Origin of the sequence: Xanthobacter autotrophicus (assembly GCF_030015065.1) — a bacterium.
Taxonomy (GTDB): Bacteria; Pseudomonadota; Alphaproteobacteria; order Rhizobiales; family Xanthobacteraceae; genus Xanthobacter; species Xanthobacter autotrophicus_D.
In genome coordinates, this window is sequence record NZ_JAIVFN010000018.1 from 1 (window position 1) to 26,423 (window position 26,423).

29 protein-coding genes, 1 other RNA gene and 1 pseudogene are annotated in these 26,423 nt (G+C 69.7%); 12 read left to right on the forward strand and 19 right to left on the reverse strand.

Annotated features, from left to right (window positions below; all coding sequences use genetic code 11):
- A pseudogene (locus K9U40_RS06010) lies at positions 1-382 on the forward strand (hypothetical protein); the annotation flags it as partial.
- Positions 383-528: 146 nt separating this feature from the next.
- Here the strand turns inward: K9U40_RS06010 and K9U40_RS06015 are convergent.
- The 6 genes from K9U40_RS06015 to K9U40_RS06040 all read right to left on the reverse strand — a co-directional run bounded on the left by K9U40_RS06015 (position 529) and on the right by K9U40_RS06040 (position 5,001).
- Positions 529-1,050: a dihydrofolate reductase gene (locus tag K9U40_RS06015; RefSeq protein WP_282889346.1), complete on the reverse strand. Its 522-nt coding sequence runs from the start codon at positions 1,048-1,050 to the stop codon at positions 529-531.
- Between the two features lie 15 nt (positions 1,051-1,065).
- Complete coding sequence (locus K9U40_RS06020) at positions 1,066-2,325, reverse strand: flavin monoamine oxidase family protein (protein ID WP_282889303.1); 1,260 nt, start codon at positions 2,323-2,325, stop codon at positions 1,066-1,068.
- A gap of 21 nt (positions 2,326-2,346) precedes the next feature.
- On the reverse strand, positions 2,347-2,925 hold the full coding sequence (locus tag K9U40_RS06025; RefSeq protein WP_282889304.1) for an SspB family protein: 579 nt from the start codon (positions 2,923-2,925) through the stop codon (positions 2,347-2,349).
- Positions 2,926-3,064: 139 nt separating this feature from the next.
- Positions 3,065-3,430: a transfer-messenger RNA gene (ssrA, locus tag K9U40_RS06030) on the reverse strand.
- 48 nt (positions 3,431-3,478) lie between these two features.
- Complete coding sequence (locus K9U40_RS06035) at positions 3,479-4,120, reverse strand: DNA-3-methyladenine glycosylase I (protein ID WP_282889305.1); 642 nt, start codon at positions 4,118-4,120, stop codon at positions 3,479-3,481.
- Positions 4,121-4,122: 2 nt separating this feature from the next.
- Positions 4,123-5,001, reverse strand: a complete 879-nt coding sequence (locus tag K9U40_RS06040; protein WP_282889306.1) for a YgfZ/GcvT domain-containing protein — start codon at positions 4,999-5,001, stop codon at positions 4,123-4,125.
- A gap of 77 nt (positions 5,002-5,078) precedes the next feature.
- On the opposite strand from K9U40_RS06040, the gene K9U40_RS06045 reads away from it, so the two are divergent.
- Positions 5,079-6,419, forward strand: coding sequence for a dihydroorotase (locus K9U40_RS06045; RefSeq protein ID WP_282889307.1), 1,341 nt, complete (start codon positions 5,079-5,081; stop codon positions 6,417-6,419).
- A gap of 89 nt (positions 6,420-6,508) precedes the next feature.
- Here the strand turns inward: K9U40_RS06045 and K9U40_RS06050 are convergent, their stop codons facing one another.
- A complete protein-coding gene (locus K9U40_RS06050; RefSeq protein ID WP_149575511.1) occupies positions 6,509-6,730 on the reverse strand; it encodes a DUF2093 domain-containing protein in 222 nt (73 codons plus the stop codon).
- A 73-nt stretch (positions 6,731-6,803) separates the two neighbouring features.
- Positions 6,804-8,258, reverse strand: a complete 1,455-nt coding sequence (xseA, locus tag K9U40_RS06055) for an exodeoxyribonuclease VII large subunit (protein ID WP_282889308.1) — start codon at positions 8,256-8,258, stop codon at positions 6,804-6,806.
- A gap of 187 nt (positions 8,259-8,445) precedes the next feature.
- Here xseA and purD point away from each other — a divergent pair, with 187 nt between their 5' ends.
- From purD to K9U40_RS06075, 4 genes are all read left to right on the forward strand, one after another.
- Positions 8,446-9,735, forward strand: a complete 1,290-nt coding sequence (purD, locus tag K9U40_RS06060; RefSeq protein ID WP_282889309.1) for a phosphoribosylamine--glycine ligase — start codon at positions 8,446-8,448, stop codon at positions 9,733-9,735.
- Positions 9,732-10,178 carry an acyl-CoA thioesterase gene (locus K9U40_RS06065; RefSeq protein WP_282889310.1) on the forward strand — a complete coding sequence of 149 codons (447 nt, stop codon included), beginning with the start codon at positions 9,732-9,734 and terminating at the stop codon, positions 10,176-10,178. Before purD ends, K9U40_RS06065 begins: the two co-directional genes overlap by 4 nt.
- Before the next feature lie 70 nt (positions 10,179-10,248).
- The gene (locus tag K9U40_RS06070; RefSeq protein WP_282889311.1) at positions 10,249-10,824 is read left to right on the forward strand and encodes a DUF1214 domain-containing protein; all 576 of its coding nucleotides are present in this window, start codon (positions 10,249-10,251) and stop codon (positions 10,822-10,824) included.
- Between the two features lie 143 nt (positions 10,825-10,967).
- On the forward strand, positions 10,968-11,498 hold the full coding sequence (locus K9U40_RS06075) for a DUF1254 domain-containing protein (protein WP_414115032.1): 531 nt from the start codon (positions 10,968-10,970) through the stop codon (positions 11,496-11,498).
- A 130-nt stretch (positions 11,499-11,628) separates the two neighbouring features.
- On the opposite strand, the gene K9U40_RS06080 is transcribed toward K9U40_RS06075, so the two are convergent.
- The 4 genes from K9U40_RS06080 to K9U40_RS06095 all read right to left on the reverse strand — a co-directional run bounded on the left by K9U40_RS06080 (position 11,629) and on the right by K9U40_RS06095 (position 14,471).
- Positions 11,629-11,820: a hypothetical protein gene (locus tag K9U40_RS06080; protein WP_282889313.1), complete on the reverse strand. Its 192-nt coding sequence runs from the start codon at positions 11,818-11,820 to the stop codon at positions 11,629-11,631.
- Positions 11,821-11,943: 123 nt separating this feature from the next.
- A complete protein-coding gene (locus K9U40_RS06085; protein ID WP_282889314.1) occupies positions 11,944-12,288 on the reverse strand; it encodes a DUF1491 family protein in 345 nt (114 codons plus the stop codon).
- The gene (locus tag K9U40_RS06090; RefSeq protein ID WP_282889315.1) at positions 12,289-13,005 is read right to left on the reverse strand and encodes a peptidoglycan-binding domain-containing protein; all 717 of its coding nucleotides are present in this window, start codon (positions 13,003-13,005) and stop codon (positions 12,289-12,291) included.
- Complete coding sequence (locus K9U40_RS06095; protein ID WP_282889316.1) at positions 13,002-14,471, reverse strand: sensor histidine kinase; 1,470 nt, start codon at positions 14,469-14,471, stop codon at positions 13,002-13,004. Before K9U40_RS06095 ends, K9U40_RS06090 begins: the two co-directional genes overlap by 4 nt.
- A 257-nt stretch (positions 14,472-14,728) precedes the next feature.
- Here K9U40_RS06095 and K9U40_RS06100 point away from each other — a divergent pair, with 257 nt between their 5' ends.
- Together K9U40_RS06100 and K9U40_RS06105 are read left to right on the forward strand one after the other, a co-directional pair.
- Entirely contained in the window at positions 14,729-15,202 is a 474-nt protein-coding gene (locus K9U40_RS06100; RefSeq protein WP_282889317.1) for a DUF5330 domain-containing protein, read from the forward strand.
- Between the two features lie 136 nt (positions 15,203-15,338).
- Entirely contained in the window at positions 15,339-15,761 is a 423-nt protein-coding gene (locus K9U40_RS06105) for a SufE family protein (protein ID WP_282889318.1), read from the forward strand.
- 82 nt (positions 15,762-15,843) lie between these two features.
- Here the strand turns inward: K9U40_RS06105 and K9U40_RS06110 are convergent, their stop codons facing one another.
- The 7 genes from K9U40_RS06110 to cysD all read right to left on the reverse strand — a co-directional run bounded on the left by K9U40_RS06110 (position 15,844) and on the right by cysD (position 22,786).
- The gene (locus K9U40_RS06110) at positions 15,844-16,272 is read right to left on the reverse strand and encodes a DUF3775 domain-containing protein (RefSeq protein ID WP_282889319.1); all 429 of its coding nucleotides are present in this window, start codon (positions 16,270-16,272) and stop codon (positions 15,844-15,846) included.
- 218 nt (positions 16,273-16,490) lie between these two features.
- On the reverse strand, positions 16,491-17,135 hold the full coding sequence (locus tag K9U40_RS06115; RefSeq protein WP_349239414.1) for a hypothetical protein: 645 nt from the start codon (positions 17,133-17,135) through the stop codon (positions 16,491-16,493).
- Between the two features lie 108 nt (positions 17,136-17,243).
- A complete protein-coding gene (locus tag K9U40_RS06120) occupies positions 17,244-17,372 on the reverse strand; it encodes a hypothetical protein (RefSeq protein ID WP_282889320.1) in 129 nt (42 codons plus the stop codon).
- 202 nt (positions 17,373-17,574) lie between these two features.
- Positions 17,575-18,600: a GntR family transcriptional regulator gene (locus tag K9U40_RS06125; protein ID WP_282889321.1), complete on the reverse strand. Its 1,026-nt coding sequence runs from the start codon at positions 18,598-18,600 to the stop codon at positions 17,575-17,577.
- 404 nt (positions 18,601-19,004) lie between these two features.
- On the reverse strand, positions 19,005-19,817 hold the full coding sequence (locus K9U40_RS06130; protein WP_282889322.1) for an enoyl-CoA hydratase/isomerase family protein: 813 nt from the start codon (positions 19,815-19,817) through the stop codon (positions 19,005-19,007).
- Positions 19,818-19,987: 170 nt separating this feature from the next.
- Positions 19,988-21,937 carry an adenylyl-sulfate kinase gene (gene cysC, locus K9U40_RS06135; RefSeq protein ID WP_282889323.1) on the reverse strand — a complete coding sequence of 650 codons (1,950 nt, stop codon included), beginning with the start codon at positions 21,935-21,937 and terminating at the stop codon, positions 19,988-19,990.
- 54 nt (positions 21,938-21,991) lie between these two features.
- The gene (cysD, locus tag K9U40_RS06140) at positions 21,992-22,786 is read right to left on the reverse strand and encodes a sulfate adenylyltransferase subunit CysD (protein WP_282889324.1); all 795 of its coding nucleotides are present in this window, start codon (positions 22,784-22,786) and stop codon (positions 21,992-21,994) included.
- 324 nt (positions 22,787-23,110) lie between these two features.
- On the opposite strand from cysD, the gene K9U40_RS06145 reads away from it, so the two are divergent.
- From K9U40_RS06145 to K9U40_RS06160, 4 genes are read left to right on the forward strand one after another with little or no spacing between them, the layout of a single operon-like run.
- Positions 23,111-23,425, forward strand: coding sequence for a DUF2849 domain-containing protein (locus tag K9U40_RS06145; RefSeq protein ID WP_282889325.1), 315 nt, complete (start codon positions 23,111-23,113; stop codon positions 23,423-23,425).
- A 56-nt stretch (positions 23,426-23,481) separates the two neighbouring features.
- Positions 23,482-25,137 carry a nitrite/sulfite reductase gene (locus K9U40_RS06150; protein WP_282889326.1) on the forward strand — a complete coding sequence of 552 codons (1,656 nt, stop codon included), beginning with the start codon at positions 23,482-23,484 and terminating at the stop codon, positions 25,135-25,137.
- Complete coding sequence (locus tag K9U40_RS06155; protein ID WP_282889327.1) at positions 25,124-25,627, forward strand: DUF934 domain-containing protein; 504 nt, start codon at positions 25,124-25,126, stop codon at positions 25,625-25,627. Before K9U40_RS06150 ends, K9U40_RS06155 begins: the two co-directional genes overlap by 14 nt.
- Before the next feature lie 5 nt (positions 25,628-25,632).
- On the forward strand, positions 25,633-26,394 hold the full coding sequence (locus tag K9U40_RS06160) for a phosphoadenylyl-sulfate reductase (RefSeq protein WP_282889328.1): 762 nt from the start codon (positions 25,633-25,635) through the stop codon (positions 26,392-26,394).
- Positions 26,395-26,423 lie beyond the last annotated feature (29 nt).

Consider the following 26,423-nt stretch of genomic DNA (forward strand, 5'->3'; position numbering starts at 1 on the left):
GCCGCCGCCAGTTCCCCGGCCCCAGGCCATCGAGCGGGCCATCGAGCGGCGGGAGGCGCCACCCGTCGGCTTCGGCGCGCCCGCGGCGCCCGGCGCGGCCGGAACGGCAACTCCGGCCGAACCGCAGGCCCAGACGCAACCTGCACCGGCCCCATCCGCGCCGGCTCAGCCTGCCGCATCCCGCCAGGACGCCCGCCCGACGCCGGAGGCCGCCGCCGAGCGGCATGGGCCGGCGGTGCGCCAGGCGCCGCGCCGGACCGAGCGCGCCCAGCCGGAACCGGCGCCGCGCGTCTTTACCCCCCTGCCGCCGGAGACCAACCTGCCCCCAACCCGCGGCTTCGGCGACCTGCCCCGTCCACCGGGTCTGGTCGGCGCGCAGTAGCCAGGACCCCGAGGGGCATCCCGCCCACAGGGGCCCCAGCGCGGAGACGGAGCCGGGAGAAGAGCGATGACGCGCGCGAGGGTGCCCACCTCCGCGCGTCCAAAAGCCGGAACGGCGTGTCTGAAACCGGCGCGCGCGGAGCGGCGTCAGGCGGCGGGGCGCACCAGCGTCACGTAGGTGAAAGCCGCCTCATCCTTGTCGCCCTGGATGGGGCCTTCCCGTGCCACCTCACGCCACCCGGCCCGATCGAAGGCTGGGAAATAAACGTCCCCCGGGGGGGCCGCATGCACCTCGGTGAGGTGTAGCGTGCGCGCCAGCGGCAGCGTGTCGTGGAACAGGCGGGCACCGCCGATGACCATGATCTCGTCCGCCCCCATGGCGTCGGCGGCCTCGTCGGCAAGGCGCAGCCCTTCATCGAGGCTCGCGCCCTTCAGCACCCCTTCGGGCACCGTGAAGGCCGGATCGGCGCTGACCACCACGGAGGTGCGCCCCGGCAACGGCCGGCCGATGGACTCATAAGTGCGCCGGCCCATGAGCAGCGGCTTGCCCCAAGTGATGGCGCGGAAGCGCTTGAGGTCCGAGGGCAGGCGCCACGGCAAGCCGCCGTCCGCGCCGATCACCCCGTTCTGCGACACCGCGACCACGAGGGCGAGGGGATGGCGGGGCATCATCTGGGGTCTCCATCACGGGGCGCGCCGGAGGGCGGCAAGGGCGGCATCGGCGGCGGCGAGGCCGCTGAGATGGGCGCCGTGACAGGTGGAGAAGGCCGCGCGCCCCAACGCCTCCCCGGCAAAGAAGATCCGCCCGTCGAGGGGCTCATGCAGCCGCGCACGCAGGGCGGCCCGTCCCGGCAGGGCGCAGGAATAGGCGCCGCCAATATAGGGCATGTCGGCCCAGCGGGTGACCCGGCTGCGCTTCACCTTCGCTTTCAGGGCGGAACCGAAGGCCGAACCGAGCACGTCGAGGGCGAAGGTGACAAGCGCCCCCTCCCCGTCCGCCGCGATGGCCTGCGCCTCCGGCCCCGCCACATGGATCAGCGCCGCCGGCACCCCGCCGGGCCTCAGCAGCACCGACGCCCCGGCACGGGCGGGATGGCCAGGGTCGATGGCATCGACGGCCGTGCGCTCGGGCACGCCGAACACGTCGTCCTCGAACAGCAGGGCCACCTTCTCCGCGAAGCCGAGCGGCAGGGCCGCAAACGCCTCCGCAAGGTCTGGCGGCAAGGCAGGAGCGAAGGCGAGCCGGCCGGAGGCCATGACGGCAGTCGAGACCGCGATGATGGCCGCGCGACAGGTGAGCGTGCCCTGCATCGTCTCCAGCCGCAGGCGCGCGCCGGAACGATCGACGCGGGTCACGGGGCAATCGAGCGTCACCGGCAGGGCGCCAGCCGCCGCCAGCACCAGGGCGCCGTAGCCGTCGAGCACCGGCCAGTTGTCGTCGGTGTCGTGATAGGAGGCGAAATCGACGGTGGAGATGGCATCCGGCCCCGCCGCCGACATCAGTTCCAGCCAATGGCGGGCCAACGGACCGAAACGGCCCGGCGGCGCCATGGCCGCGGAGGCGGCCGTGTCCCGGCCCGCGAGGCCGGCGGCAATGACCGCTTCAAAGACCGCATCGACCTCGGCATCCGCCTCGGCCCGTTCCGCGGTGGTGGCGAAGCGGGTGCCGAGGTGCAGCAGTCGCGGATTGGGATTGTTCGCCCCCACCCGGAAGCCCAGCCGCGCGGCCAGCGCGGTGAAGGGATTGGCCCGCGCGTCATGGAGCCAGTGGCAGCCGAGGTCGAACGGCACGCCGAGGGTGGTGAAATCGGTCGCCGCGCGTCCGCCGGGACTGGAGGCCGCCTCGATGATGCGGAAGGCAATGCCGGCGGCGCGCAGCCGCGTGCCGGCGGCGAGGCCGGCGGCGCCGGCCCCGATCACCACCACGTCGGTCTCGGCGGTCACGACTGCCGTCCGGGGGGTCGCCTATTTCTTGTTGCGGAAAACGTCGAGCTGCACCACCTGGGCGCCACCCGCAGGCCGTTCGCCGGCCTCCTGACCGGCTGCGGCGGTCTCGGTATCGGGTGCGGCGCTCGCCAGCGCCGGCTCGGAGGCGGCCCCCCGCGACGGCTTCACCGGCGCAGGCGCGTTGGCCGAGCGGGGCGCGTCCAGCGGCGCATCCTCGGTCTCCTCCGCCTCGCTCTCGTTGGCGGCGAGCTCGAACTGGAGGCCGAACTTCACGGAGGGGTCGAAGAAGCCCTTGAGCGCGGAGAAGGGCACCAGCAGCCGCTCGGGAATGCCGCCGAACGACAGCCCCACCTCGAAGGTGGTGTCGGTGACGATGAGATCCCAGAACTGGTGCTGGAGAACGATGGTCATCTCCTCGGGATATTTCTCGCGCATGCGCTGCGAGAGGCGGACGCCCGGCGCGCGGGTGTCGAAGGAGATGTAGAAATGGTGCTCGCCCGGCAGGCCGGTCTTGGCCACATCCAGGAGCACACGGCGCACCACGGAGCGCAGAGCCTCCTGGGCGAGAAGATCGTAGCGGATGTGATCGACCGACATGAGCCCGCAGCACTTCCCCGTCCGGCCCCATGATCCTGAAGGCTCCGGGCACCTTCCGGGGGGCCATACGGGCGCGCCGTATCCGGACGGTCTGGCTATGGAGCTTCAAACCTTCCCTCTTCCGGCCGGATGGAAGGGAAGTGGAGGCTTCTGTTGCCAGGTGCCTCCGAACCCCGCCTAGCCAGTGCTACCCGGTAGGACTTTGATTTCGATCGTCAAACCGCTCACGCGGCCTGAGCAACCGGAGCATAGTTGTCATTCGCAACTATCAGTTCGGCCCGATGACGGCGGAACCATGCCGAGCGAAAGTATGCCCTTTACACCCTCGTCGATCCTATTTCGCCCCCGCCGGAGCCCGCCACCCTGTAAGGGGAAGTTGGGCTCTGGTGGAGGCGCCGGGTACCGCCCCCGGGTCCGAAAGGCTTATTCCGACACCCATTTATCGCCATATCCGGCTTGCGCCGGCATCCCGAATATAGGCGTCGCCTGCCGACGATGAAAGGGGCGCGCGCCATAAAGTCCGCCGCCATCCCCGGCCCTTTGTCGCGGAACTTCACCCCTTGGCGCAGTGGCAGCCGGCGAGGTGATCGTCCACCAGTCCGCAGGCCTGCATGGCGGCATAGACGATGGTGGGCCCGACGAACTTGAAGCCCATTCCCTTCAGACGCTTGGACAAGGCGCGGGACTCGGCGGTCTCCGCCGGCACGTCGGCGATGCGGCGCGGCCGGTTCACCCGCGTCTCGCCGTCCACCGCCTCCCACAGGAGGTCGGAAAAGGCGATGCCCTTGTCCTGAAGGTCGAGATAGGCGCGGGCGGAGGCCACCGCCCCCTCCACCTTGGCCCGGTTGCGCACGATGCCCGCGTCAGCCATGAGCGCCTCGACCTTGGCGGCATCGTAGCGGGCCATCTTCTCCGGATCGAAGCCGTCGAAGGCGCGGCGGAAATTCTCCCGCTTGCGCAGGATGGTGATCCAGGAGAGGCCGGCCTGGAAGCCGTCCAGCAGCAGCTTCTCGAACAAGGCGCGGCTGTCGCGCTCGGGCACGCCCCATTCGTCGTCGTGATAGGCCATGTAGAACGGGTCGGTCCCGCACCAGAAGCAGCGCGCCCGCCCGTCCCCATGCTGGAGCAGCGGGGCGCGCTCGGACTTCGCCACCGGCGCGGTCTTGCTCGCGTCTTCCGCCTTTGGCCCTGCCACCCTCAGCTTCCCTTGAACTTGCGGTCGAGCTCGCTCACCTTTTTCTCCCATTCCATGGAGAAGCCGGCCCATTCGGGGCGGCGCAGCTCCACCGGAACCTCCCCGGCGAGGAGCGGCACGCCATCCGCCTTGGCGTCGGTGGCGCGGTCGAGGCGCACCGTGGCGATACCCCGCCCGTCCGTCACCGACAGGACCTGCCCGACGCTCTTGTCGCCGGCCATGATCTCCTGCCCGGTGGCGAGCGGGCTGTCGAACAGCACCTCCACCAGCCGGTTGCGGGGGGTGGAGCGGTGTTCCATGCGGCTCACCACCTCCTGCCCCACATAACAGCCCTTCTTGAAATCCACCCCGCCCAGCTGGTCCATGTCGGCCTCGTGGGGGAAGGTGTCGCCATAGATGAAGTCCGGGCCGCCCTTGGGAATGCCGAGGGCGATGCGGTGCGCCTCATAGGGCGCCGCGTCGGACGACAGGGCTTGCGCCGCCGCCAGCGGCAGCACCAGCCGCTGGCCCAGGGCGGCGAAGCGCGGATCGGCATAGAGCGCGCCCTCGGGCACCTCCCCCGCATCGCCGAACACGGCGGCGACGGCGAGGTCGTCGGCCTTCTCGAATGTGACCTTGGCCCGCAGGCGGTGGAAGATGAGACGCTTCAGCAGGTCCTCGGCCCGCTCGGAGGGGACGTCGAACAGGAAGACATCCTCGCCCTCGGAATAGAACAGGAAGTCGGAGATGATCTTGCCCTGGGGGGTCAGCAGCGCGCCGTAGCGCGAGTCGCCCTTCGCCATGGTCTGCACGTTGCAGGTGATCACGCCATGGAGAAACTTGGAGGCTTCCGGGCCGGTGGCACGAATGAGCACACGATCGGTCAAATGAATGACGGGCATGGGGGCCGTCCTTGTCAGAAAAATAAAAACCAGATTTAAGGCCGCTTGCCTGTCCCCATCAAGAGCGAGCCTGTCCGATGCCCGTGACTTTCGATCTGCTGCTGAAGGGCGGCGCGGTCGCGACCCCCGCCGGCATTGCCGTTGCGGACATCGGGGTGACAGGCGGACGCATCCGCGCCATCGGCGCCCTCGGCAGCGCAAGCGCGGGCGAGGTGGTGGACGCCACGGGCCTCCACATCCTGCCCGGCGTCATCGACACCCAGGTGCATTTCCGCGAGCCGGGGCTGGAGCAGAAGGAAGATCTTCAGACCGGGTCGCTCGCCGCCGTCATGGGCGGGGTGACGGGCGTGTTCGAGATGCCGAACACCATTCCCCAGACCACCTCCGTCTCCGCGCTGGAGGACAAGATCGCGCGCGGGACCAACCGCATGCACTGCGATTTCGCCTTCTATGTGGGCGGCACCCACGACAACGTGAAGGACCTGCCCGAGCTGGAGCGCCTGCCGGGGGCCGCCGGCGTCAAGGTGTTCATCGGCTCGTCCACCGGCTCCCTGCTGGTGCCAGACGATGACGGGGTGCGCAACATCCTCAAGGTCATCCGCCGCCGCGCCGCCTTCCATTGCGAGGACGAGCCGCGCCTCCAGGAGCGCAAGAGCCTGCGCGTGCCCGGCGACGCCTCCTCGCACCCGGTGTGGCGCGACGAGATCGCGGCCCTCACCGCCACCCGCCGCCTCGTCAATCTCGCCCGCGAGACCGGGGCGCGGGTGCACGTGCTGCACGTGACCTCGGCGGAGGAGATGGACTTCCTGGCCGACGCCCGCGACGTGGCCTCGGTGGAGGTGACGCCCCATCACCTCACCATGGCCGGACCCGAATGCTACGAGCGGCTCGGCACGCTGGTGCAGATGAACCCGCCGGTGCGCGACGCCCGCCACCGCGATGCCCTGTGGGCGGCGCTTGAGAGCGGCGTGGTGGACGTGCTCGGCTCCGACCATGCCCCCCACACGCTGGAAGAAAAGGCCAAGCCCTACCCCGAAAGCCCCTCGGGCATGACCGGGGTGCAGACGCTGGTGCCGCTGATGCTGGACCACGTGGCCGCCGGACGCCTGACGCTGGAACGCTTCGTGGACCTCTCCAGCGCCGGGCCCGCCCGGCTGTTCGGCATCGCCCGCAAGGGACGCATCGTGGTGGGCTATGACGCCGACTTCACGGTGGTGGACCTGAAGCGCCGCGCCACCATCACGGCGGGCTGGATCGCCTCGCGCTCCAAATGGACGCCCTATGACGGCAAGGAGGTCACCGGCTGGCCCGTGGGGACCTTCGTGCGCGGGCGCAAGGTGATGTGGGAGGGCGAGCTCACCGGCCCCGCCTCTGGCGCGCCCATCGGCTTCCTGGAGACGCTGCAGCCGCAGGGCTGAGCCAAGGTGCTCCCCAAGCGGGCTTTGAACGAAAGAGGGCGCGCCACCGGCGCGCCCTTTCTTTTCAACGGCAGGATTTCCGTGGGGCGTCAGCCGGCCGGACGCTCCTTGACGCGGGTCAGCACCGCCTCGGGACCGGCATAGGCCTCCTGCAGGTCCACGCTCCAGTAGCGCAGTTCGTCCAGCGGAATGGCCTGCCCGGTCACGGCGCAGCGCACGAAGCTGCCCGGCCGGAGAATGCGGAACTCGCCGTCGAGGTAGCGGACCTCCGCCTCGCCATGGGGCTCGGGGAAGCGTTCGAATCTGTTCATCACCGCCGTCATCGTCCTGAAAGAAGAACTTTTAACATAGCCATTCGCCCCGCGGCGCGAAAGGGGCGCCGGCTCACGGGTCGAACAGGGTCGGCCCTTCCACCTTGGGCGGCTTCCTGGACCTGGCCGGGCGCGGCCGCGCGGGCATCGGCGCCGTTCCAGCCGGCACCGCCTCTCCCGTGACCGCCGCCACGTGCCCGTCGGCGAACTGAAGGTCCAGCGCCGTGCCCGGCCCGATGCCGGCGGCAAGGTGCACCGGCTGGCCCTGGGCATCGCGCACCAGCGCGAAGCCGCGACGGAGCACCCCCTTGAAGGACAGGGCGTCCAGCAGCTGGCCCGCCGATTTCAGCCGCGCCGCCCGCTGCTCGCGCGCGACGGTGAAAGCGCGCACCAGCCGGCCTTCCAGCGTCTCCAGCCGGTCGCCGGCGCGTTCCAGGCGCAGCTTCAGCGCCTCCGGCGACAGCCGCGCGCGGGCCGCGACGAGGCGCAGGCGATGGGCGGCGGCGTTGGCCCTCAGCGCCCGCGGCAGGCGCTCGCTCGCGGCATCGAGCCGTTGCCGGGGCACGGAAAGCAGGTTCTCCGCGCCGGGCAGAAGGCGGGACAGCGCGCGCAGGTCCGCCCGCCGGCGCTCCAGAAGGCGCACCGGGGCGGCGACGAGCCGTCCGCCCAGGTCCTCCACCGCCGCGATCAGCTCGGAGCGCACCGGCACCACCATCTCGGCGGCGGCGGTGGGGGTGGGCGCGCGCACGTCGGCGGCGAAGTCGATGAGGGTCACATCGGTCTCGTGGCCCACGGCGGCGACCAGCGGGATGGCGCTTTCGGCCGCCGCCCGCACCACCTCTTCATCGGAAAAGCCCAAGAGGTCTTCCAGCGCGCCGCCGCCGCGCGCCACCACGATCACGTCCGGGCGCGGGATGGCGCCGCCCTGCGGCAAGGCGTTGAAGCCGCGGATGGCCGCCGCCACCTCCGCCGCCGAGGTCTCGCCCTGCACCCGCACCGGCCACACCAGCACCCGGCGCGGGAAGCGGTCGGAGAGGCGGTGGAGAATGTCGCGGATGACCGCACCCGTGGGTGAGGTGACCACCCCGATCACCTGCGGCAGGAACGGCAGCGCAACCTTGCGCGCCGGATCGAACAGGCCCTCGGCCGCGAGGCGGCGCTTGCGCTCCTCCAGCATGGCCATGATGGCGCCGGCGCCGGCGAATTCCAGCGCTTCGATGACGATCTGGTAGCCCGACTTGCCCGGATAGGTGGTGAGGCGGCCGATGGCCACCACCTCCAGCCCCTCCTCGGGCTTCAGGCGCAGGCGCTGGAAGGTGCCCTTCCAGATCACCGCGTCCAGCCGGGCTCCGGCATCCTTCAGGCTGAAATAAGCGTGGCCCGAGCCGTGCGGCCCGCGATAGCCGGAGATCTCCCCGCGTACCCGCACGTGGCCATACGCGTCCTCAACCGTGCGCCGGAGCGCGGCAGAGAGCTCGGAAACGCTCCATTCCGGGGCATTGGCGCGGGGTTCGGCGATATCCACCATCGAATCACAGTCATCGCTTGGTTAAGAAATAAGCATAGCGGGACATGCCCCCATGCGGCGAGCGCAGAGCCGTGCCTCTTGTTTGCGCGCCCCCGAGCCGATAGGCGATTGTGACAGGAGACACTCGCGAGAGACGCTGCGACGACGCGTGCGAGCGAGCCCTGGGGCAACGGACGGGGGAGGCCGTATGAACATCCTGCTGCTCGGATCGGGAGGGCGCGAGCACGCCCTCGCCTGGAAGCTGGCGCAGAGCCCGAGTATCGGCCAGTTCTACGCCATACCGGGCAATCCCGGCATCGCCGAGCATGCAGAGCTGATCGAGGGTATCCCGCTCTCGGCCCACGATACCATCGTGAAATGGTGTCGGGACCACGGCATCGACTTCGTGGTGGTGGGGCCCGAGGCGCCCCTGGTGGCGGGGCTGGTGGACCGGCTGGAAACGGCGGGCATCGCAGCCTTCGGCCCCACGGCCGCCGCTGCCCGGCTGGAGGGTTCCAAGCTCTTCACCAAGGAATTGTGCAAGGCCAATTCGATTCCCACCGCCGCGTTCGGGCGCTTCGCCTCGGCCGCCGAGGCCGCCGCCCATGTGCGCCGGCAGGGCGCACCCATCGTGGTGAAGGCGGACGGCCTCATGGCCGGCAAGGGCGTGGTGGTCGCGCTCTCCGAGGAAGAAGCAGTGGACGCGGTGGAGCAGGTGTTCGCCGGCGGCGGCACCGAAGTGCTCATCGAGGAATTCATGGAGGGCGAGGAGGCCAGCCTGTTCGCCCTGGTGGACGGCGAGACCGTGGTGCCCTTCGGCAGCGCGCAGGACCACAAGCGCGCCTATGACGGCGACCTCGGCCCCAATACGGGGGGCATGGGCGCCTATTCCCCCGCCCCCGTGCTGACGCCGGAGCTGGAGCGCCGGGCGCTGGACGAGATCCTCATCCCCACCGCCCGCGCCATGGTGGCGGCCGGCACGCCCTATCGCGGCGTGCTCTATGCCGGACTGATGCTGACCGCCGATGGCCCGAAGCTGGTGGAGTATAATTGTCGTTTCGGGGATCCCGAATGTCAGGTGCTGATGCCCCGCTTCACCGGTGACCTCGTCGCGGTGCTGCACGCCACCGCCACCGGCCGCCTCGCGCAGGTGACGCCGGAATGGTCGCAGGATGCGGCCATGACGGTGGTCTACGCCTCGCGCGGCTATCCCGGCCCGCACCAGGTGGGCAGTGCCATCGGCGGCCTCGATGCGGCGGCGGCGCTGGAGGGTGTCCTGGTGTTCCAGGCCGGGACCCGGCTCAAGGGCACCACGCTCGTGTCCAATGGCGGGCGCGTGCTCAACGTCACCGCCACCGGAGCGACGCTGGCCGAGGCCCGCGACCGGGCCTATGCGGGAATCGCCAGGATCGAATGGCCGGACGGCTTCTTCCGCAGCGACATCGGCTGGCGTGCGCTGGGCAAGGACGCCCGCCGCCAGGGGAAGAGCACCACATGAGCACGCGCGAGAAGCCGCCCCTTCCCCGCCTTGAAGATTTCCCCGTCACGGCGCGCGACACCATCCGCTATGGCGACACCGACAAGCTCGGACATGTGAACAACGCCGTCTTCTCCACCTTCCTGGAGACCGGACGCACCCGGCTGCTCTGGGGCGGGGCTGCCGCCGTCGCGCCGGAGCACGCGAGCTTCGTGCTCGCCCGCCTGGTGCTGGATTACCGCGCGGAGATGTTGTGGCCGGGCGAGGCGCTCATCGGTACCGGCGTGCTGTCCGTGGGCAACAGCTCCATGACGCTGGCGCAGGCCATCTTCCAGGACGAACGCTGCACTGCGACGGCGGAAACGGTGCTGGTGCTGTTCGACATGGTCACCCGCCGTCCCCTGCCCCTTCCCGAGGACAGCCGCGCGCGTCTCGCCAGCCTCAAGATGCGACGTCCCGGCTGAAGCGGGCCCACCGCTTTGCGCCGGCCGGCATTGTGCTCTAGATAGGGGGCCGACAGCCCCCGGATGTGCCGTGCGCCTTCTGCCTCTCGCCTTCACACTTCTCGTCGCCACCATTCTCGGGCTCGGCGTCACCTGGTTTTCCGTCACCCACTCGCGCGGGCTCGACGTGGTGCACGCGGGCGCGTGGCTGGGGTGGCCGCGCGCGGGCACCGTCAAGGCGGATCCCTATGCCCGCGCCGCCTTCGCCCGCTCGGGCGAACTGCCGCTGGAACTGGCCGACGGCCTGCTCTTCCTCGCCACCACGGACGATACCGGCGCCCCCCTCGACGGGCGCTGCGAGACGCGCATCGTCGGCGTGCTGCCGCAGGCACGGCTGTGGACGCTCACCCTCATGGACCAGGATGGCCACCTCATCGCCAACGATGCGGGCCGCTCCGGCTTCACCAGCGCCGAGGTGGTGTATCGCGATGACGGCGCCATCGACGTGCGCCTGTCCCCCCGCGCCCGCGCCGGCAACTGGCTGCCCACCGGCGCCCGGCCGCGGCTGAAGGTGGCGCTCCGGCTCTATGACGCGCCCTTCTCCTTCGCCTCCGGCGCCGCGGATGCCGCCGTGCTGCCGCGCATCACGCGGGAGGCCTGCCTGTGACGACCTTCGAAGATCTGCGCGAGGAGGCTTCCGGCGTCGCCGCACGCCTCTCCCGCCGCCTGTCGCGCTTCTTCGGCCGGATCGCCGGCAGCCTGCCGCGCCCGCGCCTCTCACGGCCGCATTTCGGCTCGCCCGGTCAGGCGCTGCTGTTCGCGGCCTTCGCGGTGGTGCTCGGGGCCATCGCCCACATCGTCTCCATCCTGGCCATGCCGGCGCTCGCCGAGCGCAATGCCTATGCCCGGCTTTCCGAGTTGATGGAATCCAATGCGCTCACCCTGCTGCCGGACCCCTCGCCCCACGAGCAGGTGCTGCCCATGATGGACCCCGCCTTCGTCTCGGCGGTATGTTTGTATGATCTGTCGGAAGCGCCGCTGAAGGTGCGGGTGCCGGCGACGGCCGACTACACCTCGGTGTCGTTCTTCACGGCGGAGGGCCTCGCCTTCTACGCGCTCAGCGACCAGGCGGCCGGCAAGGTGATCGAGCTCGACCTCATGACCGCGAGCCAGAAGGCGGCGTTGCCGGAAGACGAGGAAATCACCGCAGCGGACCGGCTGGTGATCGAATCGCCCTCGCTCGAGGGCATCGTCGCGGTGCGCGCCTTCGTGCGCGAGCGGGGCACGCGGGCCATAGTGCGGCGACAGATCGAAGCCGCCACCTGCGCGCCGTCGAACTAGAGCACGCGCCAATCTGCTTGCATCGCAAGCGGATCGGGCAACGCGTTCTCTTTCTTGAATTTAGAGCGCGCTTTCAGACCCTTCGACCGGTTCGCGGGAAAGCCACGCGCCCAGTCGGAAACCGGGCGGATCAGCGGGCCCGCCGGCCGCTGGTGCGCGGCACCGGGCCGGGCAGCTGCGCTTCATACCGTTCCACGCGCACCACCGGCAGGATCACGATGTCCGCGCCTTCCGGCCGGACCTCCTCCGCATCCCGGCTTCTGCCAGGGCCGCGGCGCGGCGCCAGCGTATGCACATCGGGGAACGCAATGACCGTGCTCATGCTCTGTTCCTCCGTGGAGAGCCGTGATCACAACGTCGCTGGCGTCCTTATGGTTTCGTGCACCTTAACCGCGGATGAACCAATGTGGGCGGGACAGGCTCCGGCCTGGGGCGCCGCGCGCCATCATTCCTTTTCCAGGTCAAGGAAATGGCGGCCGGCGCGGTCCTCGATCTCCACCACGAAGATGTCCGGGTCGAATTTCAGCTCCCGGGCGACGCGCGCGTCCGCATCCGCCTCGGGCCGGCCCGGCTCCACCAGGACCGAGAACAGGCGGTCGGAGGGAAAGGATTCGTCGAAGGCGCTCTGCGGGGCGGGGCCATAGAGGGCGGCGGTCCCGTCGAGGCGAGAGACCTTGACGAAGATGGCCCCCGCCTCCTCCGCGCCCCGCCGCACCACGACACCATAGGCGCCTTCCACCTGGGCGCGGCGGATGAGGGCGGAAACGAAGATGGCGCTCTTGAGCCGCATTCAGTTGACCGTGACGCCCGAGACCGAGGCCAGTTCGCGCACCAGCCTGTCACTGATCTCGCCGTCGGCGGCCATGTTGCGGTCGCGCTGGAAGCGCTGGATGGCGGTACGGGTCTCGCCGCCGGGCCGGCCGTCCACCTTCAGCGGGCCGTAGCCGAGCTTGGCCAGCGCCTTCTGCACCGCAAGGATGCGCGGCGAGGCGGGCACGTCGGTGGGCGGACGCACCGCGCCGGTCACGTCGCCCCCCGCGCCGACGCTCGCCGGCGGCCGGCGCGGAACCGGATCGGCATGGGCCTCGGTGGTGGAGCGGCCGGAGCCGGCCGTGGCGGGAACGAGGGGCACCGGGGTTCCGGTCACGGTGGTGCGGATGGACAGGTAGCCCAGCGCACCGTTGGTGGCGCCACCGGCGGAGGCGGCGGGCGTGCCGGGACCATGCGGCGGCAGGGGCACCGTGGTGCGGCCGGTCTTCGCGCGATCGAGGGCCTGGACCGCGCCCGCCGGGCGTGCCTCCGGCAGCGGCGCGCCGGGCGGCGGGGCCTGCAGCAGGAGCAGGTTGACGAGAAAAACCCCGGAGGCAACCACCGCCACGGCGCCAGCCATCACGTCGAGGCGGCGCAGGCGCCGCTCCTCGCCCGCGCGCACCTCGGCCACGAGATCCGCCGCCTCGGCGGGCGCATCCTCTCCGTGTCGTCCCGCCAGGACCGGTTCCAGCTTCATGCCATCCTCTTCATGCCGTCAGTCTTGGCCCGCGCGTCGTCGAGGCGCCCGGGAAAGGGCGCCACCACGCCCTCACCCCGCGCCGCCGGCTCCGCCGCGCACGGCAGGGTCACCGTGACGGAGGTCCCCCGGCCCGGCGCGCTCTCCACCCGGAAATCGCCGCCGTGCAGCTTCACGAGCCCCTTCACCACCGCGATGCCGAGGCCGCTGCCGCGGGCCCGCTGGGTGCAGTCTCCGGCCTGGAAGAAGGGCTCGCCGAGCCGCGCCACATCCTCCGGGCGCATGCCGGGACCGGTGTCGCGCACACGGATGGACACCGCATCGCCGTCCGGCCGCACGCTCACCTGCACGCGGCCGCCCTCGGGCGTGAACTTGACGGCGTTGGACAGGAGATTGAGCACGATCTGCTTGAACGCCCGCCGGTCGGCGTCGATCACCGGCAGGCGGGAAGCAAAAGAGGTCTTCACCGCAACCCCGGCGCGCCCGGCATCAATGGCCACCATCTCGGCGCAGCCGGCGACGAGGGCGGTCACATCCACCCGCTCGCGATCGAGCTCATAGGCCCCCGCCTCCACCCGCGACAGGTCGAGGATGTCGTTGACCAGCCCGAGCAGGTGCTGGCCGCTCTCGTGGATGATGCGGGCGTAGTCCGCCTTGCGCGCGTCATCGAGGGGGGCGCCGCTCTCGATGGCCAGCAGCTCGGAAAAGCCGAGGATGGCGTTGAGCGGCGTGCGCAGCTCGTGGCTCATGGCGGCGAGGAAGCGGCTCTTGGCGGCGTTGGCCTCCTCGGCCGCGGCGCGGGCGCGGGCGGCGGCGTCGGCCTTCAGCCGCTCGGCGGCGGCCGCCTGCCAGGGCGCGCGCCACACGATGCGGACCCGACCGGAGCGCTGGGCCGAAAATCGCGCCTCAACGGTCATGAAGGACGGCGCCGCATCGGAGCGCGCATCAAAGCGCAGACGCAGTTCGCAGCGCTGTGCCCTGCCGTGGGCCGCAGCCTGCACCGCCGACAGGAAAGCGGGGCGGTCGGCCACCAGCACGCGATCGAACAGAGCCATGCCGGCGAAGGTCGAGGCCGGCGCCCCGGCGAACGGCCCCTCCACCGCCTCCACGGCCTCCACCTCGCCACGGGGTCCGTGGCGGGTGACGAGGAGGGCATCGTCGGGCACCGCCTCGCTGGCCCGGGTGGCGGCACGGGCGAGCCCGCTGGCCACCGCTGCCAGCGCCGTCGAGACCAGGCCGGAGGCGATGAGCGCGGTCGCGTTGAGGAAGGCGCCGCGCACGAGGCCGGTGACCTCCGCCAGCAGCGCGACGGCGCCGCAGGCGAGCGCGAGAATGCCGAGGGCCGTCAGCGCCGCTCCGGTGACCCGGCCGAGCACCGCCAGGCGCGGCAGGGTCTCGCCGCCTGCGCCCCGCATGGGGACGGGACGAGGACCTTCCGCCGCTTCGCCGGTGCCGAGGTGACGCACGTCGCCCCCTGTAGATGCCCGCAGGAACGGGCCGGATGCCTGAAATCCGCGTGCCGGGGATCCCGACGCCGCGGCACAGACCCTGCCACGGCAGGCTTTAAGCGAACGCTAAACCGGTGCGGCACCGCCGGCTTTCAGCGTTAACGATGTCTTGAAAAGTCCGCCCGCCCGGGCCCCCGTTCCGGTCCACGGGAAGCCCGCCTCTGGTATTTTGCAAGGGCGCCGGGATCCCGCCCGCGCATCTTGAAGAGGGAGCCATGTTCTTCCTGCTGCGCCTCGCCTTCTGGCTCGGCCTCGTGCTGCTGCTCCTGCCACTCGGCCTCAAGGGCACCGACGGCAAGGAGGTGAGCGTGTTCGACGCCTTCGGCGCCGTGCAGGCCGTGGTCACCGACTTCAAGGGCTTCTGCGAGCGACAGCCGCAGGCCTGCGCCGTGGGCGGGCAGATGGCGAGCCACCTCGTGGAAAAGGCGCAGGTGGGCGCCAAATGGCTGCACGATTCCATCGGTTCCGCGCCCGCGGGCGAGGCGCCGCCGCAGCCGCCGGCCAGCCTCCAAAGCGGCGGCCAGTCGGGGGCGCTCGACCTTTCGCCGCAGGATCTGTTGCCGAAGGATCTCCTGCCGACCTGGGGCGGCGGCGAGAACGGCCGCACCTTCGTGCCCCAGAACGCCCTGCCCGGCGCGCCCGCGCCGACTCCTGCCATGGCCCCCCTGCCGCCGCGCCGGCCGGCCTGAGGCCCCGCAGCCCCGCCCACTCGAATCAAAGAGACCGCATTTTATTGCCGGCTGTGTTATGCTGCATCGCAAGGATGAAGAGGCGCCCTTTCCGTTTGCCGGGCGGGCGCAACAGGTGGGACGAGGAATTGGCCTCATGAACGCAGACGACCTCATTGCCGATTTTGAATTCTTGGACAATTGGGAAGACCGCTATCGGCACGTCATCGAACTCGGCAAGAAGCTGCCGCCCTTTCCGGAAGCGGAGCGCACCGAGACCAACAAGGTCCAGGGCTGCGCCAGCCAGGTCTGGCTCATCTCTGACCTGAAGCAGACACCAGCCGGCACCATCATCGAGTTCCAGGGCGATTCCGACGCCCATATCGTGCGCGGACTGGTGGCGGTGCTGCTCCACCTCGTTTCGGGCCACAGCCCGAAGGAGATCCTGGAGACCGACATTCTCGGCATCTTCCGGCAGATCGGACTGGAGGGGCACCTGACCCCGCAGCGCTCCAACGGCCTGCGTTCCATGGTGGAGCGCATCCGCGGCCACGCCCGCGCCGCGCTGGCCGCCGCCTGAAGCAGAAGACGGCCCCTTTGCACAGGCTCTCACCGGTCAGGTCGCATCGCGACCTGACCGGTCGACGCATTCCTTTTGTCGTTCAAAGCCGGTTCATCTCCACATCTTCGCAGGAATGGCCGAGCTGGGACAGGCCTTCCTCCAGATAGTCGCCGAGCAGCGGCATGCCGAGGAGATACTGCGCCGTGCGCCGGTTGTGGGCACGCGTCGCTTCCTCGCGCAGCTCATCCCAGTTGCCCACGTCGCCGTCGCCGCGGCCGAGCCAGGCCAGGGTGACGAGGTCGATCTGCTGATCCTCGTTCAGGACGGCGATGGCGCTGGCGAGCTCCTGAAGCACCGGATCGTCCGCATGGTCCTCGAGCACGGCGCGCATGCCGTCGTCGGGACCGTCGGAGCCAGGATCGGGATCGGTCACCGCATCCTTGGCGTCGAAAGCGCGCGCCTTGATGATCAGGTAGCACACGCTTTCGGGAGAGATGGAAAGAGTGGGGACGTCTGCAGCGCGGGGCATCGGGGGTCCTCCATGGGACCGGTCTTCTGAATGCCGGTATGTCTGAAAGCCGCGAGCCGGCCCGCAGGTTCCCGCCGCAGCGCGTTCTCTTTCTTGAGTTTAGATGGCAATTCACAGAGCAAATTTGTGCAATTTGCTCGGATCGCGTTCTAGTGGATCAAAGAGTTGTGGTTCGACCTGCTCGCGACGGATGGATTCCATCTGTCGCGGTCGAACCACTAGGGACCCGCCTCCCCGGCCCGCACCACCTCCACCGTGGCCTCGGCGAGACGCCGGTAGAGCTTCCTCTGCCGGGCGATGGGCCACCAGTCGTAGAGGAAGATCTCCATGGGCCGCCACAGGGCGACCCAGCCCACGATGATGAGTCCCTCCGCGGCAAAGCCCCAGAGGCTCTTCGCGAAGGTCCGGTCGCCGAAGATATTCGCGAGCAGCAGGCACAGGGCGAGAACGGTGACGCCGATGGCGAGGGATACCCTGCCGACGCGGAAAAGCTCCTTCAGCTCCCGCCCGAACGCGGCCTGTCGCTCGATGAAGTAGCGCCGCATGGCCTGCGGCAGGCCTTGCGCCTCCGGGGACGCGGCTTCGACGGCGGGCAGGTGCACGACGATGCGCACCGGGGCGCCGTGGGGCAGCTCGCTTGCCCAATCGACGATATAGGCCTCGGCTTCCGGATCGAGGTCCCGCTCCCGGAACGGGTAGGGATCGAGCATGTTGAAGAGCTGCGAGACCCGCTCGACGCGGATCTCGATGTCGGTCCCCATATCCAGCACCCCATGGGCCAGCGTGTTGCGCCCTTGCGGCGAGGGCCGGACGTTCTTCGACGCCGGGACGAAGCCACCCTCTTTAGAGCGTGATCGGATCACGCTCTAAAGACCAGATCAATTGTGGTTCAAAGGGTCAGCGGCCCGCACTGCGTCCGAAAGCCCGAGCGGGCAACCCCCGCCCCGAAAGCGGGGAGCGGAAACGCGGCCTCAGCGCCGGCTGCGGCGAGCCCGCACGCGCACGGGTACCGCCTGCTTCTGCCGCGCCGCGAGCTGGGCAAGGACCATCGCCCCCACAAGAGCTGCGAGGGCAAGGGCGGAACCGGCAACGAGGGACATGGGATTTCTCCACCAAGACGCCTGCGACGACCCGTCGGCAAGCAGACGGAGAACTGCGCCGGCGAACAGATTGATCTTAACCCCGTTCACGCCGCGCGCCACCCGTCTGGATCAACAAATAGGTGCGGCTTCGGTGGCGAGGAGGGCGGTCACAGCCATGTGACGGCCACCGCCCCGCTGTAAAGGCGGGCGGGCGCGGCCCTCACAGGGGCGACAGATAGGGCAAAGGTCCCGGCGCGGGCATCTGGCGCACGCGCTCCAGCCGCTCCATGGCACGGGCAAAGGAACCGTCGAGATGGTTCTTCAGCGCCTCCACCGCCGCGTCGGCATGGCCGGCGGAGAGCCGCTCCGCCACATCCAGATGCTCGGCCAGGAAGGGCTCCATCCCCGGCGCCCGCGCCGCGGCGTCGTAGAGGAAGGTCAGCGCCACCAGCAGCGTCTGGTAGGTGGAAAGGGCGTCCATGAGCGTCGCGTTGCCGCAATGGCCGAGCAGGCTGATGTGCAGTTCCTCCTCCAGCGCGCTGAGGCGCGCCCCGTCCACGGCGTAAGGGTCCGCCATGGCCTGCGCGAGGTTGCCCCTGAGCGCCGCGAGGATGGCCGGCGGCAGGCGCGGGGCCGCGAGGCGCAGGGCCGCGGGCTCCAGGATGGCGCGCATCTCGAACAGCTCGGCCACATAAGCGGGGGTCAGGGCCGGCGCATACCAGTGGAGCCGCGCATCCTTGCGCACGACACCGCGCTGGTGGAGGCGCGAGAGCGCCTCCCGCGCCACGGTGCGGCTCACCCCATAGGCGGCGGCGAGGTGATTCTCCACCACGCGGAAGGCCCCGAAGGCGCTGCGCGTGACCACCTCGTGCTCCACTTCCTTGTAGATGCGCTCGCAGGTGGATTCGGGCGCGAGGTGGATGTCCCCCGCCGGGGCCTGGTCCGGAACCGAAGGCACCGGGCCGATGGGAAGCTCCACCAGGAAGCCGTGGCCTTCGGCGCGGCGCACCAGCCCGAGCTGCTCCAGCCGGGCCAGCGCCTGCCGGGCCGGCGCACGGGATATGCCGAACTTCTCGGCCACCCGCGATTCCAGCAGTCGCTCGCCGGGACGGAGCGCGCCGGAGACGATCTGGGACGCCAGGATATCGAAGGCCCGCTCGTGCAGGCGCGGCGCAACCCCGCTGGCCCGCGCCGCCGCCCGGCCGGGCTCGGCCCCTTCGACACCGGCAGGGATCAACAGTCCCATCGCGTCCTCACCGCCCCGTTTGCAGGTTGCATTGCGGAAGGGTGCCGGAGCGGAAACGAAATGCCAAGCCCGACAAAGGCTTGTACATGGCGCGGTATGCCGCACCCATCAGGCGGGGAAAACGGAAGGCGGCCGGCGGGAACCGGCCGTGCGCGGGCAACCCGAAGGAGCCGCGCTCAGCCGAACACGACGGCCACGGCAATGACACCATAGGCCAGGAGGAAGAGGAAGCTGTCCCGGAGGACCCGCCCGCGTGCAATGGTCATAATTCACTTCCCATAATTTCCAGCTATTTTATATGAAAAGTGATTATCGTCAATAAACATTTTTATCATGTGTTTTTATGGAATGGCCGCGCCCCGCCCGTCGACGGATGCCGGCAGGCGGGGCCCGGACCGGCCGGATTACCGCCCTTCGAAACGCGGCGTGCGCTTTTCCACGAAAGCCGTCGCGCCTTCGGCGAAATCATGGGTGCCGGCGCTGGCGATGAAGGCATCCCTCTCGGCGTGGAGCTGGTCGGACAGGCTGTGGTTGAAGGACGCGCGCAGCAGGTGCTTGATGCGGCCATAGGCCAGCGTCGGCCCGGCGGCGAGGCGCTTTGCCAGCGCTTCCGTCTCGGCCTGAAGGTCGGCCGCCGGCACCACCTTGTTCACCAGGCCCAGCCGCAACGCCTCCGCCGCCTCCACCGTATCGGAAAGCAGGGCGATCTCCATGGCCTTGCGCAGGCCCACCACACGCGGCAGCGAGAAGGTGGACGAGCCGTCCGGCGAGGTGCCGATGCGGGTATAGGCCAGCGTCATCTTGATGTCGTCGGCGGCGATGGCGAGGTCCGCCGCCAGAGCCACCGAGACGCCCGCCCCCGCCACCGCGCCGTGGAGGCTGGCGATCACCGGCGCCGGCATGGCGGCGAGCGAGACGATGGCGTGATGAAACGGATCGATGATGGCGCTGACCACCTTCGGCGCGTCGCGTCCCGCCTCATGGAACCGGCCCACGTCGCCTCCGGCCATGAAGGCCCTTCCCTCCCCGGACAGGACCACGACGCGAACGCTCTCGTCCTTGGCCACCTGATCCACCGCCGCCTTGAAGGCCAGCACCGCCGCCTCGTTGATGGCGTTCAGCACCTGCGGGCGGTTGAAGCGGATGCGGGCGATGCCGTCGGCGATGTCGAGGCGGATGGGATGCTCATCGGCGGCGGCGCTGGTGGGGGCGCTCATTGGGGGCGTTCCTCGGGCGTTTATCGGCTCAGCCCGCACGCGGAATGCGGCGGCTGCCTTGCAGACTGGGACCGCCAAGCTGCCAAAGCCAGCGCATCGCCACAAGACGGCCGCAGGCCGAGAGTTTTTCCAGGCCCGGCGCCGACGCTCGGTGCTGCACTCCCCCGGCCTCAGATCGGCGAATCGGCGTCCGGTGGGAAGAGAATGCCCGCCTCCTCCAGATAGGCCTCCAGCGCCGCCGCCGAGGCGGCGATGTCGCCGGTGGTGTCGAGCACCAGTTCCGGCGCCTCAGGCTCCTCATAGGGCGCGGAGACGCCGGTGAAACTGGCGATCTCGCCCTTGCGGGCCTTGGCATAATGCCCCTTCGGGTCGCGCCCCTCGCACACCTCCAGCGCGGCGCGGATGAACACCTCGTGGAAGAAGCGACCACCCACCTCCCGCGCCTGCTCCCGGTCGGCGCGCGTGGGCGAGACCAGGGCGACGAGGGCGATGTGGCCGTTCCGGGCCAGGAAGGACGCCATGTGGGCCACGCGGCGGATGTTCTCCGAGCGCTCCTGCGGCGAGAAGCCGAGGTCGGCATTGAGACCGGTCCGCAGGGTGTCGCCGTCGAGATAGACCGGCGAGCCGCCGAGGTCGAACAGGCGCCGCTCCATGGCGCGGGCCACGGTGGACTTGCCTGCGGCCGGCAGCCCGGTGAGCCACAGCACCGCGCCCTGGTGATGGAAGCGCGTGACCCGCTCGGCCGGGGTGACGGCGGAATCCACCGCCACCACGGGACCGCGCTTCGGCGCCTCCAGGCGCGCCTCGCGGGCCGCGTGCAGGATGATGCCGCCGCCGCAGATGCGCCGCTCGCGCTCCACCACCACGCGGCCGGTGAAGGCATTGAGGTGGTAGGGATCGGCCGGCAAGGCCTGGCGCAGGGTGATTTCCACCTCGCCCACATGGTTGCGGCCAAGGCTCGCCTGGCCCTCGGTGACGAGATTGGCGGGGTCCACGGCGCTGGTCACGGCGGATACCACGCCCGGCGCGGCAGCGGTGGACAGGCGCACGATGACCGGATCGCCCGCCTTCAGCGGCGCGTCGTCCAGCCAGAACAGGCGCACCTTCAGGCTTTTAGCGGCGCGCGGGCGCTGGTCGCCATGGGCGGCGATGTCGCCGCGGGTGACGAAGATGTCCTTGTCGAGGGTGATGCCCACCGACTGGCCGGCCTCCACCGATGCCGGGGCCGGCCCCGGCCACGCCTCGATGGACTTCACCCGCGCGGTGGCGCCCGACGGCTCGAAGGCCAATTCGTCGCCCACCGAGAGGCGCCCGCTTTCGATTCGCCCGGCGAGGATGCGCCGCTCGTCGAACTTGTAGACCGCCTGGATGGGGAAGCGCAGCGGCTGGTCGGACAGGCTCGGCGGCGCGGTGAAGGCGTCCAGCGCCTCGATCACGGTGGGGCCGGAATACCAGGGCAGGCGCGCCGTGCGCTCGGAGATGAAGTCGCCGTCGCGCGCGGACACCGGGATGACGAAGGTGGGGCGCAGGCCGAAGCCGCCGAGATAGGCGCTCACATCCTCCTCGATGGCCGCGAACGCCTCCTGCCCGAAGGCGACGCGATCCATCTTGTTCACCACCACCGTCACCTGCCGCAGGCCGAGCAGGTGCAGCAGGAAGGCGTGGCGGCGGGTCTGCTCGCGCACGCCCTCGCCGGCATCCACCAGCAGCACAGCGGCATCGGCCTGGGCTGCGCCGGTGACCATGTTGCGCAGGAATTCCACGTGGCCGGGCGCGTCGATTAGGACGTAGTCGCGCTTCGCCGTCTTGAAGCGGATCTGGCTGGTGTCCACCGTGATGCCCTGGTCGCGCTCGGTCTGCAGCGCGTCGAGCAGGAACGACCACTCGAACGGCATGCCGCGGCGGGCGGAGACTTCCTTCAGCATCTCCAGCTTGCCGTCGGGCAACGAGCCGGTCTCATGCAGCAGGCGGCCGACCAGGGTGGACTTGCCGTGGTCCACATGGCCGACGATGACGATGCGCAGGAGCTCGCGCTCCGGCGCGCCCTCCGGGGCGGCGGGCGCCGCGGCGGAAGAGGTGGACGGGGAGACGGACGTTGACGCGGACGAGAAGGCGGACATGGCAATGATCTCTTCAAAATCTCGGGAGGCGGCGCGCTTGGCGATCGGCTGGCCTCACAGGTAGCCGGCGGTGCGCAGGCGCTCGAAGGCGTCCTCGGATTCGTGGTCCATGGCGCGGCCGGACCGCTCGGAGGTCTTGGTGGTGGCGAGCTCGGCCAGGATCTCGTCCAACGTGGCGGCATCCGACACCACCGGGCTGGTGATGTCCTGGTCGCCCAGCGAGCGGTAGCGCTTGCCGTCCTTGGAGAAATACAGCGGGATCACCGGAATGCCCTCGCGCTGGGTGTAGGCCCAGATGTCCATCTCGGTCCAATGCAGGATGGGATGGATGCGCACATGGGCGCCGGGGGTCAGAGCGGTGTTGTACTGGTCCCAGAATTCGGGGGGCTGCTCGCGCACGTTCCAGGCGCCGTCGGTGCCGCGCGGGGAGAAGAAGCGCTCCTTGGCCCGGGTCGGCTCCTCGTCGCGGCGGATGCCGGCGATGACGCCGTCGAAGCCGTGCTTGGCCAGCGCCATGCGCAGGCCTTCCGTCTTGCGGGCGGCGGAACGGGCGGCGGGGGGAAGGGTCGGGTCGGTGCTCTCGATGGGCGGGCAGTCCTCGACAATGAGGTCGAGATCCCATTCCTTGGCGTACTGGTCGCGGAAGGCGTACATCTCGGGAAACTTCCGGCCGGTATCCACGTGCATCACCGGAAACGGCAGCTTGCCGAAGAACGCCTTGCGCGCCAGGTGGATCATCACGTTGGAATCCTTGCCCAGCGACCACAGCATGGCGATCTTGCGCAACTGCGCGAAGGCCTCGCGGAAGATGAAGATGCTCTGCGCTTCCAGCGCATCGAGACGCGTCATGACGTCATTCCTTCGTGGCGCCGCTGAAGGCGCCTGTCTGCCCCGGCCTTCGCGCGCCCGCCTTTAGGGTCGCACGCCGGCCCGGCGCCAATCCAAGCCAGAACCACCCCTCCCCTTTCCGCCTTGACCGCGCCCGGAACCGGGCGCTTCTGGCGGCGGCGACTTTTAAATTCTACCAAACTGGTAGAATTTACATTGACGCGAGGCGGTTATTTTCGTATTGCGCATTTTTGATCGGTAATTTAGCTTAAGACACACGTCAACTGGATTATTTAGCGCTCTCCCGTTGTGAGTTGGGAAATCGGGCGCGCGGAGCGGCTTTTCATGACCTCACCCTTGCAGCGCAAGCTCAAGATCAGCGGACCCACGGTGGTAACCGCCAATCGCCTTGCGGACGGCGTCTCGGTGTGGCTCACCGCCGCCGGCAGCTGGAGCGAGACCATCTCCGACGCCGCGGTGGGCACCACCGGCGACGAGGTGCTGCGGCTGCTCGACATCGCCCACGCGGACGAGAACACCGCGGTCGGCGCCTATCCGGCCCCGGCGACGCTGGCGGCCGACGGCACGCCGCAGCCGGCCAACCTGCGTGAGCGCATCCGCGTCGCCGGCCCCACCATTTCCCTGCCCGGCGCCGCCTGAGATCCCTTAAGGGTCCCCGACGCCCAAGGTCCCCGACGCCCAAGCGAGTAGGCCTCATGTACGTCTATGACGAGTTCGATCGCACCTTCCTCGAGGAGCGCGTCGCCGAGTTCCGCGACCAGGTGGCGCGGCGCCTGTCCGGTGAGCTGAACGAGGAGGAGTTCAAGCCGCTCCGCCTCATGAACGGCGTGTACCTCCAGCTCCACGCCTACATGCTGCGGGTATGTATTCCCTACGGCACCCTGTCCTCGCAGCAGTTGCGCGCTCTCGGCGCCGTGGCCCGCAAGTATGACCGGGGCTACGGCCACTTCACCACGCGGCAGAACATCCAGTTCAACTGGATCAAGCTCAACGAGCTGCCGGACGCCATGGCCGACCTCGCCAAGGTGGGCATCCACGGCCTCCAGACCTCCGGCAACTGCATCCGCAACACCACCACCGACCCCTGGGCCGGGGCCGCGGCGGACGAGGTGGAGGACCCGCGCCTCTATGCGGAGGTGATCCGGCAGTGGTCCACCCTGCATCCGGAATTCACCTACCTGCCGCGCAAGTTCAAGATCGCCATCACCGCGGCCAGGCACGACCGCGCCGCCATCCGCGTGCACGACATCGGCCTGCGCCTGCACCAGCGCGACGGCGAGACCGGGTTCGAGGTGATGGTGGGCGGCGGGCTCGGGCGCTCGCCCTTCATCGGCAAGACCATCAAGGACTTCCTGCCGAAAGAGCACCTGCTCTCCTATCTGGAGGCGGTGCTGCGCACCTACAATCTCGGCGGCCGGCGCGACAATATCTACAAGGCGCGCATCAAGATCCAGGTGCATGAGATGGGCGCCGAGGCCTTCGCGGCGAAGGTGGAGGCCGAATGGGCCGAGATCCGCGACGGCGCCCTGAAGCTGGACGACGCGGCCCTCGACGCCATCCGCGACCGCTTCCTCGTCCCTGACCTCGATGCGTTGGAGGACCAGCCCGCGGAACTCGCCCGCGCGCTCGCCACCGACGCCGCCTTCGCCCGCTGGCACTCAAATTCCGTAGCCCCGCACAAGGCGAAGGGCCATGCCATCGTCACGCTCTCGCTGAAGCCCGTGGGCGCCCCGCCCGGCGACGCGACGGCGGACCAGATGGACGCCATCGCCGACCTCGCCGACCAGTACGCCTATGGCGAGATCCGCGTCGCCCACGAGCAGAACCTCACCTTCCCCTATGTGCGGCAGAAGGACCTGCCGGCGCTGTGGGCGAAGCTGCAGGCCATCGGCGTCGCCACCCCCAATGTGGGGCTTCTCACCGACATCATCGCCTGCCCGGGCTTGGACTATTGCTCGCTGGCCAATGCCCGCTCCATCCCCATCGCCCAGAAGCTGACCGAGCGCTTCGCCGACGAGGCCCGCATCGCCGACATCGGCCGGCTGCACGTGAACATTTCCGGCTGCATCAATGCCTGCGGCCACCACCATGTGGGCCATATCGGCATCCTGGGCGTGGAGAAGAAGGACGAGGAGTTCTTCCAGATCACGCTGGGTGGCAAGGGCAATTCCAAGGCCCGCATCGGCGAGCTGATCGGCCCCGCCGTTGCGGAAAGCGAGATCGTGGACGTGGTGGAACGCCTCGTCGATACCTATCTCAATCTTCGGACCTCTCCCGCCGAGACCTTCGTGGCGGCGGTGGAGCGCCTCGGAATCGAGCCCTTCAAGGAGCGCGCCTATGCCCCTCGTTAAGAACGGGGCGCTCGCCGCCGACCCCTTCGTCGCCCTCGACGACGATGCGGCGCTGCCCGATGGGCCGGTGATCGTCTCCGCCGCCCGCCTGCTGGCGGAGGGTCCGGCGCTCGTCGCCCGCAACGGCGAGATCGGCGTCGCCTGGCCCAACGACAAGGATGTGGCCGAGCTTCAGCCCTTCCTGTCGCGGCTGTCGCTGATCACCCTCACCTTTCCCAAGTTCCGGGACGGGCGCGCCTACAGCCAGGCCCGGCTGCTGCGCGAGCGCTACGGCTACAAGGGCGAGCTGCGGGCTGTCGGCAACGTGCTGCGCGACCAGGTGCTGCTGATGGTGCGTGCCGGCTTCGACGCCTTTGCCCTGGAGAAGGCGGCGGATGCCGAGGTCTTCGGCAAGGCGGTCGCCACCTATTCCGTGTTCTACCAGCCCACGGGCGACCGGCGCCCCACCGTGCGCGATGCCCGCACGGCGCAGGCGGCAACGGGGGTATAGGTCCCATGACCGCCAGCCATAGCGCCAGCCCCCCCCCTGCCCCGTTCGACCAGCCTTCGCCCGGGACCTCTCCGGACGCCGTCGGCTTCGACGTTGCGGCGCTCGATGCGAAGCTCAGGGCGGCCTCGCCGCTGGAGATCATCGCGGCGGGGCTTGCCGCCTTTCCCGGCCGCATCGCCGCCGTCTCCTCCTTCGGGACGGAATCGGCGGTGCTGCTGCACATGATCTCCGAGGTGGACAAGGCCACGCCGGTGCTCTTCCTCGACACCGGCCACCTGTTCGAGGAGACCCTCGCCTATCGCGACACCCTCGCCGAGCGCCTCGGCCTGACGAATGTCCTCACCTTTTCCCCCGATCCGGCAGCGCTCGCCGCGCGCGATCCCGAAAAGGGCCTTTGGGCGGACGACCCGGATGCCTGCTGCGGCCTGCGCAAGGTGGAGCCGCTGGCGCGGGCGCTCGGCCCCTATGCCGCCTGGATCAACGGGCGCAAGCGCTATCAGGCCTCGACCCGCGCCGACATTCCCTTCGTGGAGCAGGACGGGGCGCGGGTGAAGTTCAACCCGCTGGCAGCCCTCGGTCGCGACGACCTCATCGCCTACATGGATGCCCACGGCCTGCCGCGGCATCCCATGGAGAAGTTCGGCTTTCCCTCCATCGGCTGCATGCCGTGCACCTCGCGGGTGAAGCCCGGAGAGGACCCGCGCGCCGGCCGCTGGCGTGGAAAGTCCAAGACCGAGTGCGGTATCCATGTCGGCGATGGTAATTAATTTAATTCCATTGATTTTGTTATAAAAGG

Excerpts from the sequence above, each read along its gene's own strand:
- K9U40_RS06015 (WP_282889346.1), bottom strand. The coding sequence starts at position 1,050 with ATGCCCCGCCATCCCCTCGCCCTCGTGGTCGCGGTGTCGCAGAACGGG.
- K9U40_RS06025 (WP_282889304.1), bottom strand. The coding sequence starts at position 2,925 with ATGTCGGTCGATCACATCCGCTACGATCTTCTCGCCCAGGAGGCTCTG.
- K9U40_RS06040 (WP_282889306.1), bottom strand. The coding sequence starts at position 5,001 with ATGCCCGTCATTCATTTGACCGATCGTGTGCTCATTCGTGCCACCGGC.
- K9U40_RS06045 (WP_282889307.1), top strand. The coding sequence starts at position 5,079 with ATGCCCGTGACTTTCGATCTGCTGCTGAAGGGCGGCGCGGTCGCGACC.
- K9U40_RS06050 (WP_149575511.1), bottom strand. The coding sequence starts at position 6,730 with ATGAACAGATTCGAACGCTTCCCCGAGCCCCATGGCGAGGCGGAGGTC.
- xseA (WP_282889308.1), bottom strand. The coding sequence starts at position 8,258 with ATGGTGGATATCGCCGAACCCCGCGCCAATGCCCCGGAATGGAGCGTT.
- purD (WP_282889309.1), top strand. The coding sequence starts at position 8,446 with ATGAACATCCTGCTGCTCGGATCGGGAGGGCGCGAGCACGCCCTCGCC.
- K9U40_RS06065 (WP_282889310.1), top strand. The coding sequence starts at position 9,732 with ATGAGCACGCGCGAGAAGCCGCCCCTTCCCCGCCTTGAAGATTTCCCC.
- K9U40_RS06080 (WP_282889313.1), bottom strand. The coding sequence starts at position 11,820 with ATGAGCACGGTCATTGCGTTCCCCGATGTGCATACGCTGGCGCCGCGC.
- K9U40_RS06085 (WP_282889314.1), bottom strand. The coding sequence starts at position 12,288 with ATGCGGCTCAAGAGCGCCATCTTCGTTTCCGCCCTCATCCGCCGCGCC.
- K9U40_RS06090 (WP_282889315.1), bottom strand. The coding sequence starts at position 13,005 with ATGAAGCTGGAACCGGTCCTGGCGGGACGACACGGAGAGGATGCGCCC.
- K9U40_RS06100 (WP_282889317.1), top strand. The coding sequence starts at position 14,729 with ATGTTCTTCCTGCTGCGCCTCGCCTTCTGGCTCGGCCTCGTGCTGCTG.
- K9U40_RS06105 (WP_282889318.1), top strand. The coding sequence starts at position 15,339 with ATGAACGCAGACGACCTCATTGCCGATTTTGAATTCTTGGACAATTGG.
- K9U40_RS06110 (WP_282889319.1), bottom strand. The coding sequence starts at position 16,272 with ATGCCCCGCGCTGCAGACGTCCCCACTCTTTCCATCTCTCCCGAAAGC.
- K9U40_RS06120 (WP_282889320.1), bottom strand. The coding sequence starts at position 17,372 with ATGTCCCTCGTTGCCGGTTCCGCCCTTGCCCTCGCAGCTCTTGTGGGG.
- K9U40_RS06125 (WP_282889321.1), bottom strand. The coding sequence starts at position 18,600 with ATGGGACTGTTGATCCCTGCCGGTGTCGAAGGGGCCGAGCCCGGCCGG.
- K9U40_RS06130 (WP_282889322.1), bottom strand. The coding sequence starts at position 19,817 with ATGAGCGCCCCCACCAGCGCCGCCGCCGATGAGCATCCCATCCGCCTC.
- cysC (WP_282889323.1), bottom strand. The coding sequence starts at position 21,937 with ATGTCCGCCTTCTCGTCCGCGTCAACGTCCGTCTCCCCGTCCACCTCT.
- cysD (WP_282889324.1), bottom strand. The coding sequence starts at position 22,786 with ATGACGCGTCTCGATGCGCTGGAAGCGCAGAGCATCTTCATCTTCCGC.
- K9U40_RS06145 (WP_282889325.1), top strand. The coding sequence starts at position 23,111 with ATGACCTCACCCTTGCAGCGCAAGCTCAAGATCAGCGGACCCACGGTG.
- K9U40_RS06150 (WP_282889326.1), top strand. The coding sequence starts at position 23,482 with ATGTACGTCTATGACGAGTTCGATCGCACCTTCCTCGAGGAGCGCGTC.
- K9U40_RS06155 (WP_282889327.1), top strand. The coding sequence starts at position 25,124 with ATGCCCCTCGTTAAGAACGGGGCGCTCGCCGCCGACCCCTTCGTCGCC.
- K9U40_RS06160 (WP_282889328.1), top strand. The coding sequence starts at position 25,633 with ATGACCGCCAGCCATAGCGCCAGCCCCCCCCCTGCCCCGTTCGACCAG.